The organism is Calothrix rhizosoleniae SC01, from assembly GCF_900185595.1.
GTDB classification, from domain to species: Bacteria; Cyanobacteriota; Cyanobacteriia; order Cyanobacteriales; family Nostocaceae; genus Calothrix_A; species Calothrix_A rhizosoleniae.
Genome location: NZ_FYBH01000109.1, coordinates 1 through 8,688 on the forward strand (window position 1 = coordinate 1; position 8,688 = coordinate 8,688).

Here is an 8,688-nt window from a genome sequence, read left to right on the forward strand (position 1 = left end):
ACGGCAATTAGCACTAAGATTAATAACGTCTACCAAGATCTTGACAATAAGATTGAGAACATCCGCAACGAGTGGAATCACACATTCATCAGTCTGGTGACACAGCAAGTAGATCAAATGATTAACATCATTGGTGGTAGACAGACATTTAACAGTTTAATTGCCAATATCATCAATGTGAAAGTGGATGAATTGCTCAATCAAATCATCAGAGTCAAGAATGAGCTAACTGTAATTATGAACAATGCAGATAGAAATCTCTACGAGTGGACTCTGGGAGAACTAATGTCAATTAAAACCTGCTTAACTGACCGTCAAGCTCTTGCAGATTTACTAGTTTCCTTTAGTGCTGAACTGAGAACTAAGTTAGATTGTGCCCCCTGTGTGGATATCCAGACAATCAAGCCTTTCAGACCTATGGATAGCAATATCTCTCAAGCAGGTGATACCTCTCAAATACAAGGAAGTACAGGTTTTGGTGGATAACTAAATTAATTGGAGTTTAGACTAGTTCCCGGCGCGAAACTCCAAACCATTGTGGACAATAGCATACATCAGATTATAGGGGACGAATCCTACAATCTGACTTTTCACGGGATGTGGCGCAGTGCGCTTTTAAGCGCAGTTTATTTAACTTTTTATCTAATGATAGTTAAAAACTTCGTCTAATGTGGTGGGAGGTAATGAGAATGACATTTACACTCACCTATGAATTTAAACTAAAACCTACTGCTGACCAAAAAGAAGTATTTAACCGGATGACACTGGGCTTGGGACACATACCGCTCCGTGTCCCAAGCCCAGTGTCCCCGCGTCATCCGGTTGAACAATCTTCCAAGTCTAACCTTAACCGAAATGTTAAAAACCTCTACCCTTGAAATCTGCTCCCCCTATCCCCCAACCCCTATTTTTAAGCCAGTCCCAATAAAAAAATAATTATAAAGACAGACACAGTAGAATCTCGGAGCCCTGAAATAGCAGAGTTCGGAGTATCCTAGAATCTGGTTCCTAAATCAATAATATATTGAGCAAATGGAGTGAATTCACACTGCTCAACTTTGCTCATGGAGTTTGTTGATTTGAGACTAAGTATTTATAGCTATTCTCTTGCCCCAGGTAAGTCCTTGACTAACATCATTAATTGTCATCAACAACACAAATGTTAAATAAAAATAATCTATTTCTATTACTCTTAATTTTTATACCAGTTTCCCTAGGAGCTAAATTTATGCACTGGGAAGACTTAATCATTTTTATCACTGCTGGTTTAGCGATTTTGCCCTTAGCGGCTTGGATGGGAACAGCAACAGAAGAAATTGCTGTGGTTGTGGGTCCTTCCTTGGGTGGGCTATTAAATGCTACCTTTGGTAACGCTACTGAATTGATTATTGCGATCATTGCTCTGAGAGCTGGCTTAGTGAATGTAGTCAAAGCTAGTATCACAGGATCGATTATCAGTAATTTACTACTGGTAATGGGTCTTTCTATGTTTTTAGGAGGATTGCGCTACAAAGAGCAGACATTTCAGCCAGTAGCCGCCCGCATGAATTCAGCAGCGATGAATTTAGCTGTAATTGCTATTCTCGTACCTACAGCAGTAGATGCTACTTCTGTGGGGATTGGTGAACAAACTTTACAAAATCTTTCCCTAGCGGTTGCTATCATCCTGATTCTAGTTTACGCTTTAACTTTGTTTTTTTCGATGAAGACCCATTCCTATCTCTATGATGTAGGGGTTGCAGGTTCGGAGGAATTAGAATCTGAAACAGAACATAAACCCAATCTTTGGTTATGGTTTGGAGTTTTGCTAGCTTGTACTTTACTAGTGGCACTAGAATCAGAATTATTGGTAGATTCTTTAGAATCAGCCACATCCCAACTTAAGTTGACGGCTTTATTTACTGGTGTAATTATTGTCCCTATTATTGGTAATGCTGCAGAACACGCCACTGCTGTCACCGTAGCCATAAAAGATAAAATGGATTTATCCTTGTCTGTGGCTGTGGGATCGAGTATGCAAATCGCTCTGTTTGTAGCTCCAGTATTGGTGATTGCAGGTTATTTTTTCCATCAGCCAATGGATTTAGATTTCAACCCATTTGAATTAGTTGCTGTAGCAGTCTCAGTGTTGATTGCCAATACGATTAGTTCTGATGGTAAGTCAAACTGGCTGGAAGGAATATTACTATTAGCTACTTATGCGGTATTAGGATTTGCTTTTTACTTCCATCCCATAATTGACGGTATTGGTTAGTATTCTACCTATGAGTATTTGCTGTTACAGTTATATATCTTGATTACAGTTTACAATTAAATAAATCTGAGCGATCGCTCTTAGGGAGGCTTCCTTTAGGAGCATCGCTATGTGATGGTTACTTCAAAACATAGTCCATTTATCATACAAATACTCCCAGTAAGTTGAAAAATTTACCTGGTGACTGTGTGATGATATAAATAGTTCTATTCCCTAGTGAACGAAAAATACTCAGGATACTTTAAACGCGAATTTCATATAACCGTCAGCCAAAACAGAAAATAGATTCACAAATTTATGGGTGGGACTCTTACTCTTCCACCACAAATTCTAGCCTATGGGTAAATTATCTTACACTATATGATTATTACGGACATTTTCGTCTGTAACCTCTATCATATCGTCATGATAACTGTAATTTATCCCCTACATTCATGTATAGGGTTCTCCCTTGCTCCCGTTCGGCTGAGCTCACGGCCGAAGCCTGCTCCCCTGCCCCCTGCCTCTTCCTGACACCCCTACCAAGAGTGTCAAATTTTTTGGTTTCTGTTACCAGTCAAAAATGATGGTTTTTTCACTTTATATCTCTACCATCCCGGAACAGTAGCCATTTTACCTGTGAAATGAATTAATAGTGTTGAGTATAGTAAAAAAGCCATGAGTGATATTGGTTTGTTGATGACAGGCATCCTCTCGCCAGAGCTATCTATCTACAATCGTCCTAAAATTTTACGCGATCGCATCGTTGCTATACAAGTTAGTAAGAACAGTCAATTATACCAACTAAAGAATGATGTCAAAATAACACCACCTGAATTTTCTGAGCTAGAAAAACCCTTAATTCCTAAAAATGCTGAATTATCTTTATCCGATCAGGAAACTTTTAAGCGTTTAAAAAATAAACTTAATTCTAACTTACCGTCCATAGTAAATGAATACAAGCAATTTCCGAAGAACGTCCGTGACAGTTTTTCAACCTGCACACATAAGACTAAAGATGAGGTAAAGGGTAAAGAAAATTACCAACAGCCACTTCGATTATCCTCTAGGAAAACAAAGCTAAGGCTACAAGTCATGAAAATTTCTGCAACTTCTAGTTGCAATATTCAAAATCGTGCTAATAATCAAATACTAATAGCTACATCTTCAAATTTAACACCTAATTTAAATAGTAAATCTCTACCAACTTTACGTTTTGGTAACTCTGGTATCTCTGTGAAGGTATTACAGAGGATTTTATTATCTAATGGCTACGCTGTGCGTGTTGATGGGGTGTTTGGCGCTCTGACAGAGACTGCGGTAAAAGCCTTTCAAAGTCAGAGCAAGCTAGCTGAAGATGGGGTAGTTGGTAAAAATACTTGGCGAGAACTGACATTTTAAGTAGAACGGCGCAAGAGAACAGAGGTATGTAACGAAAAGTAAAGTTGTCTAAAAAGCTCTTCCCTTCTGCCTCCTGCCCTCTACCCTTTGGGTTGCGCCACTTGACGGCAGTTACTTTATGTCGGGAAACCTGTCCACCGCAATGGCTCACTTATTACTTATTATTTATTACTTATTACTTGCGCGTAGCGTTATATTTTTGCCACATTTGTTGGTAAGCATTCTCCATCTCACGGGCAAATTGCTTCCCATTCCACAGTGGTGATGTTTGCCTTGACTGGCGTAACTTCCAAGTTACTTGCTGTCTTAATTGTTCATCCTTACCCAAGCGCACACCCCAGTCTACATACTCTTCATCAGTCCAAGCTATACCTTCTTCTACACCTACATTCATCATCATGGTATAGCTATTACGGGCTGCGAATTGTTCTCCCACTCTGGTGACTAAGGGAATACCCATCCACAGAGTTTCTAGGGTTGTGGTTGCACCATTATAGGGATAGGTATCTAAAACTATATCAGCGATCGCTAAATTGGCACGATGTTCCATGTCTGTAGGTGCAGAAGGTAGAAACCTTAAGCGTTCTAAATCAACTCCTTCTGCTTCAGCAAGTGGGGTAATAAAGTCTTGTAAATCTTGATGACTAGTTCGATGACTTTTGAGGAGAAAATAACTATTAGGAACTTGTTTAATAATTTGCATTTGTAACCGGATATTGCGGGGATTACGTTTTAATCCGGTTTGGGAACTAAAGTAAATAATCTCATCATTGGGAATATCTAAAGATTCTCTGCTGATAGTTGGTGTTCCTACAGTAAAACCATCAATTCCAATATAATTTTGAGGTAGTCGCCAAATCTTTTCAGTGTAATAATCTTGTGCTGATTCTGGTAATACATATTTATCAGCAATAAAATAATCAACTGTTGGAAAACTAGTGGCATCATAACCTAACCAGCTAACTTGAATTGGTGCAGGTTTGAAGGCTAAGACAGCACAACTACCATAGGAAGTTAAGCTATCTAAATCAACTAAAATATCTATTTCATCTCGATTAATTTTATCCGCCATTTCTACCATTGAGAGGCATTCTTGATGATAATGATCGCCAAATTCTCTTTTATAAGCTTGTTGTTGTGGATCGTAAGCATTATCTCGTAAAGAATATAAATAAATATCAAATTTTTGCCGATTATGATGTTTTAATAACCACCAAGCTAAGAAACCAACAGAATGAGTCCGAAAACATTCTGATAAGTAGCCTATTTTTAAGGGACGTTCACTTAAGGAAGGACGAAATGAGTGAAACCTTTTTTGATAACTATTGATATTATCAGGGAATTTTTCCCATATAATTTTTTTACATAAAGTGGCTAGTCCATTCCGAATTACTCGATTTTCTCGCGGATTGTCTTCCATGTATAAGAGAAAAGAACCAACAGGTAAAATTTGAGCTAATTTTTTACTTCTTGTTTCACTTGTTACGACAGCAGATAAGTATAGTTTATGTTTATGGTAAGTTATAACTGATTCTTCCCAACTACTACAAGAAGTTAAGAATGCTTCTAGTAAATAGTGAGTACCAATTATTTTATCGATTGGCTCTTGGGTAAGTGATAAATATTTTTTTGCCCAATCAATGGATTCTTTAATATAATCTCCTCCTAATTTTTGTAATGGAGGTATTATTTTCAGAATGTAATCCAAATTATTAGGTTCTAGATGGAGAAGGATTTTTGTCAAATAAATTGCGACATAATATTGAGAAGAGCGATAATAAGCTTCAGCTTTTCCTGTCAGTAATTTAATAATATTTTCACAAGTTGAGAAATAAGGTATAAATGCTTCAACTAGTTGATTAATAAATGAAGGAGGATTAATCGGGTCGGGATAAACTAACTTTTCAATCACTAAAACTAATAAATTTTCATCAAAAACAATAGTTTCTGTTTGTTGAGATATAATTTCAACTAATTGATTGGTATTTTTTTCTATTTCAGAAAAATTCAAGTTAGTACTTAAATCAATTATTTTTAAAAGATTATTGATATCATAAGGAAAAAATTCTCTCAAGTGTTGACGAATTGCCCAAGCTGTTTGATAGTTAGAATGAGCTTCTTGTTGTTGAGCAGCATTGAGTAAAATTTCCGTTAATTCTTGCAGCCATTGCTCTAATTCTTGTTCACCAAATTCAAGAATTGGGGTCATCCATGTAATTTGTGCTTCTTCTTCCCTCCCATCTAATAATAATGCTAATCCTAAATACCAATAATTACTAATTTCTCTAGGATTTTCAGTAATATTTTTTTCATACTGTTGAATGTTTAACAACTTTTGCTCTGAAGAAAATTGATTTTCTAATTGGGCAATCATAATTAAAACCTTAAATCCACGTTGAAGTTTATTGGCAAGTCAGATTTAAATAGAGCTTAAGTAAAACAAACGAATGCAAATTTTAAGTTGATTGAAGGAAATTTGGTGAATCTAATAAGCGATCCTGACTATGAATGAATATTATCTTTTTGCATAATTGCTGCTAATTTAGAGGTCAAAGTAGTTGACCCCTAAAAAGTTTTATCAAATCATATAGGCATCCGCTTTAAAGATTGAAAAAATTAGGTATTTGTAGGGTGTGTATAGCCCTTCGGGCATGGCTTCGCTAAAGACGTAAGTCTTAACGCATCAAAGCCTGACATGATGGTGCGTTGCGCTCCGCGACAATACACCCTACGTATATTTCAAAAATCAATTAGGATCCTGTATAAAAAAATACCAGATGTGCTTTAATTCATCTAGCATTTTTAATCACAAATAATTAAACTTTATTTCATATTTTCTAGGGTACCAGTACCACAAGTAGTTGAAGAAGTAGTTAAGGTAGGTATAGCAGGATCGGCATTAGATCCTTGTACTGCTTTTGTTTGGCACGCAATAGCTGCAGTTTGCCCACTGTCGAGAATAATTACACCACCAGAAAAGCCTTTGAGAGATTTGAAATCTTTAGCATTAGCTACAATAGTGGTACTAGTTACATCCGCAGCAGAGAGCTTATAGGAATAAAAATCAGTATCAGTAGGAATACCAATTTGCAGAGAGTCAATATCACCAGCAAATGATGTATTTTCAATCCGGTAAGACTGTTGTGCTCTGTTGACTGAACCAACGTAGGTTTTAGCTTCAGACTGTTTAGCTTTTGCTGCTTGGTTCAAAAAGGAAGGTAGAGCGATCGCAGACAGAATACCGATAATAATAATTACAACTAATAATTCGATTAAGGTGAAACCTTCGTTTTCTTTCTTCTTGCTGAGGATGTGGCTCAAAAACTTAGCTTTTAGTTCAGATTTCATAAGTATTTTTCCTGAAGAAGGTTTGTTATTGTGTTCTAGATGTAACTTACCCACTTTCTATAGGGAACATATCACCCCTAGAAAATTTTTTCTCTTTTGCATAGTGACTCAAGTCATTAAGATTGACGTTCTACCATCAGGAAATCGCAATTCTCTAAGTTCAGCAGCATTTGTTTGATCAAATTAAAGCCTTCTCTTTCATCTGTAGGCTCTAAAGTTATAGGATCTATTGGTCTACATTGTTTCCAACGCTCAATCAAAGACTTTATGGGCTGAGGTCCATCTAATAAAGGTATTAAGCAAATAGCCATTGAGCTATCTACCCAGATCAATTGCTCAGTTTGGGATAGATAGTTACTTATGGGGAAAGTAGTGTGAGTTCTGATATAATGAATGAGTTCTTCTTTGAACTTAGGGGTTTTTAACTGCGGATGCAGATGTACTTTTGCCAGTTGCCAATTAGAGTCGGTCCATTCTGTCAATGGTACAAAAGTCTGTGATTCCTGAGGATGACCACACCAAAAGTCTAGCAGACGATGAATGGGATGTAGTAGCTCAACCAGCTGTAACTGCTCTTCTATAGAAATTTCTGGTAAGCTCATTGCTAGAAAGACAGGTAAATTATCTGGTTCTTTAAATAAATCCATCAAATTCCACTGTCGCCAGTTAACCATACTGATAAACTCTAGATCAGCCTTTCTTAAAGCTGTGAACATATCAGTAATGGTGTACCCTTTATCTCCTTGGAATAAGTAATTCATTAAAATATTTTGCTGCTTGTCTTCTCCTTCGTAATTAGAAGTCCAAGTTTCAGCCTTGAGATTAATATTATCCTTCAAAGCTTTCATAAACTCGATAACAATGTCCATTTCTAATTCCGTGGGGTTTTCATCCATCAAACCCATTATTGTAAATACTTTTTGAGCACGGAAATAATTGAATCTCTGTATGGAGCTATGCAAGTTGCTGCGAATTATACCATCTGGTTTTAATACTGCTTTCATTGCTTGTAAAGCTTCAGCAGGTTCAGGAAACAGATACAGCAGTTCATCACAATTAATATAGTCAAATTGGTAATCTAGCTGAGGTAAATCCTCAACTGACAAAACATGAAATTCCGTATTATCAAATCCGTGATATGCCAAACGTTGTCGTGCTAAATTAATAGACTGTTCTGATATATCGACTCCAACAATTTTTGCTCCCGGATTCGCTTCTGCTAATACAAGGGATTTCCAGCCAGTACCACACCCAGCATCTAAAATAACTTTACCTTTAGTATCTGTAACTTTTTGATATCTTAAATAGTAAGAAGTGAGCAAATTATGGATATAAAGCTCTTTTGTGTTCTTGTTAGGTGATTTGTCTACAGTAATTCTAGGATAAGGACAACTATCAAATTGTTGGCGAATTTTCTCTAGTAACTCAAATGTTGCACTTGCCATTTACATATCTCCTGATACTAATTTTTGTCTGGGTGTTGCTTACAGCAATCTCTAAATAATTCTTTAGTCTGAAACGCGAAAATTTATACCAATTTCCTAAATTCAAGCTACAGATAATGCGTCAAGAATAGAATCATATTCTGTATGAATTTTTGCAAGTGTAGCCTAGCTAAATGAAATTGGTATTAAAACATTACTTCAGAGGTTGTCTGTTGCGTATTGCCCAATACGCAATAGACAATATTTAGCCCCTACTTTTCA

The 8,688-nt window shown here is 36.6% G+C and carries 6 protein-coding genes; 3 read left to right on the plus strand and 3 right to left on the minus strand.

What is annotated here, in order from left to right; genetic code table 11:
* From CALSC_RS06160 to CALSC_RS27290, 3 genes are all read left to right on the plus strand, one after another.
* Positions 1-486: hypothetical protein (locus CALSC_RS06160; RefSeq protein ID WP_235006699.1), on the plus strand; the 486-nt coding region annotated here is incomplete at its 5' end.
* 673 nt (positions 487-1,159) lie between these two features.
* Positions 1,160-2,254 (plus strand): calcium/proton exchanger, encoded by a 1,095-nt coding sequence (gene cax / locus CALSC_RS06165; RefSeq protein WP_088240515.1) that lies wholly within the window; start codon positions 1,160-1,162, stop codon positions 2,252-2,254.
* Between the two features lie 657 nt (positions 2,255-2,911).
* Positions 2,912-3,634, plus strand: a complete 723-nt coding sequence (locus CALSC_RS27290) for a peptidoglycan-binding domain-containing protein (protein WP_235006700.1) — start codon at positions 2,912-2,914, stop codon at positions 3,632-3,634.
* Positions 3,635-3,809: 175 nt separating this feature from the next.
* On the opposite strand, the gene CALSC_RS06175 is transcribed toward CALSC_RS27290, so the two are convergent.
* The 3 genes from CALSC_RS06175 to CALSC_RS06185 form a co-directional block, all read right to left on the minus strand.
* A complete protein-coding gene (locus tag CALSC_RS06175) occupies positions 3,810-6,008 on the minus strand; it encodes an O-linked N-acetylglucosamine transferase, SPINDLY family protein (RefSeq protein WP_088240516.1) in 2,199 nt (732 codons plus the stop codon).
* A gap of 449 nt (positions 6,009-6,457) precedes the next feature.
* Positions 6,458-6,982: a type IV pilin-like G/H family protein gene (locus tag CALSC_RS06180; RefSeq protein ID WP_088240517.1), complete on the minus strand. Its 525-nt coding sequence runs from the start codon at positions 6,980-6,982 to the stop codon at positions 6,458-6,460.
* Positions 6,983-7,098: 116 nt separating this feature from the next.
* On the minus strand, positions 7,099-8,427 hold the full coding sequence (locus tag CALSC_RS06185) for a class I SAM-dependent methyltransferase (protein ID WP_088240518.1): 1,329 nt from the start codon (positions 8,425-8,427) through the stop codon (positions 7,099-7,101).
* Positions 8,428-8,688 lie beyond the last annotated feature (261 nt).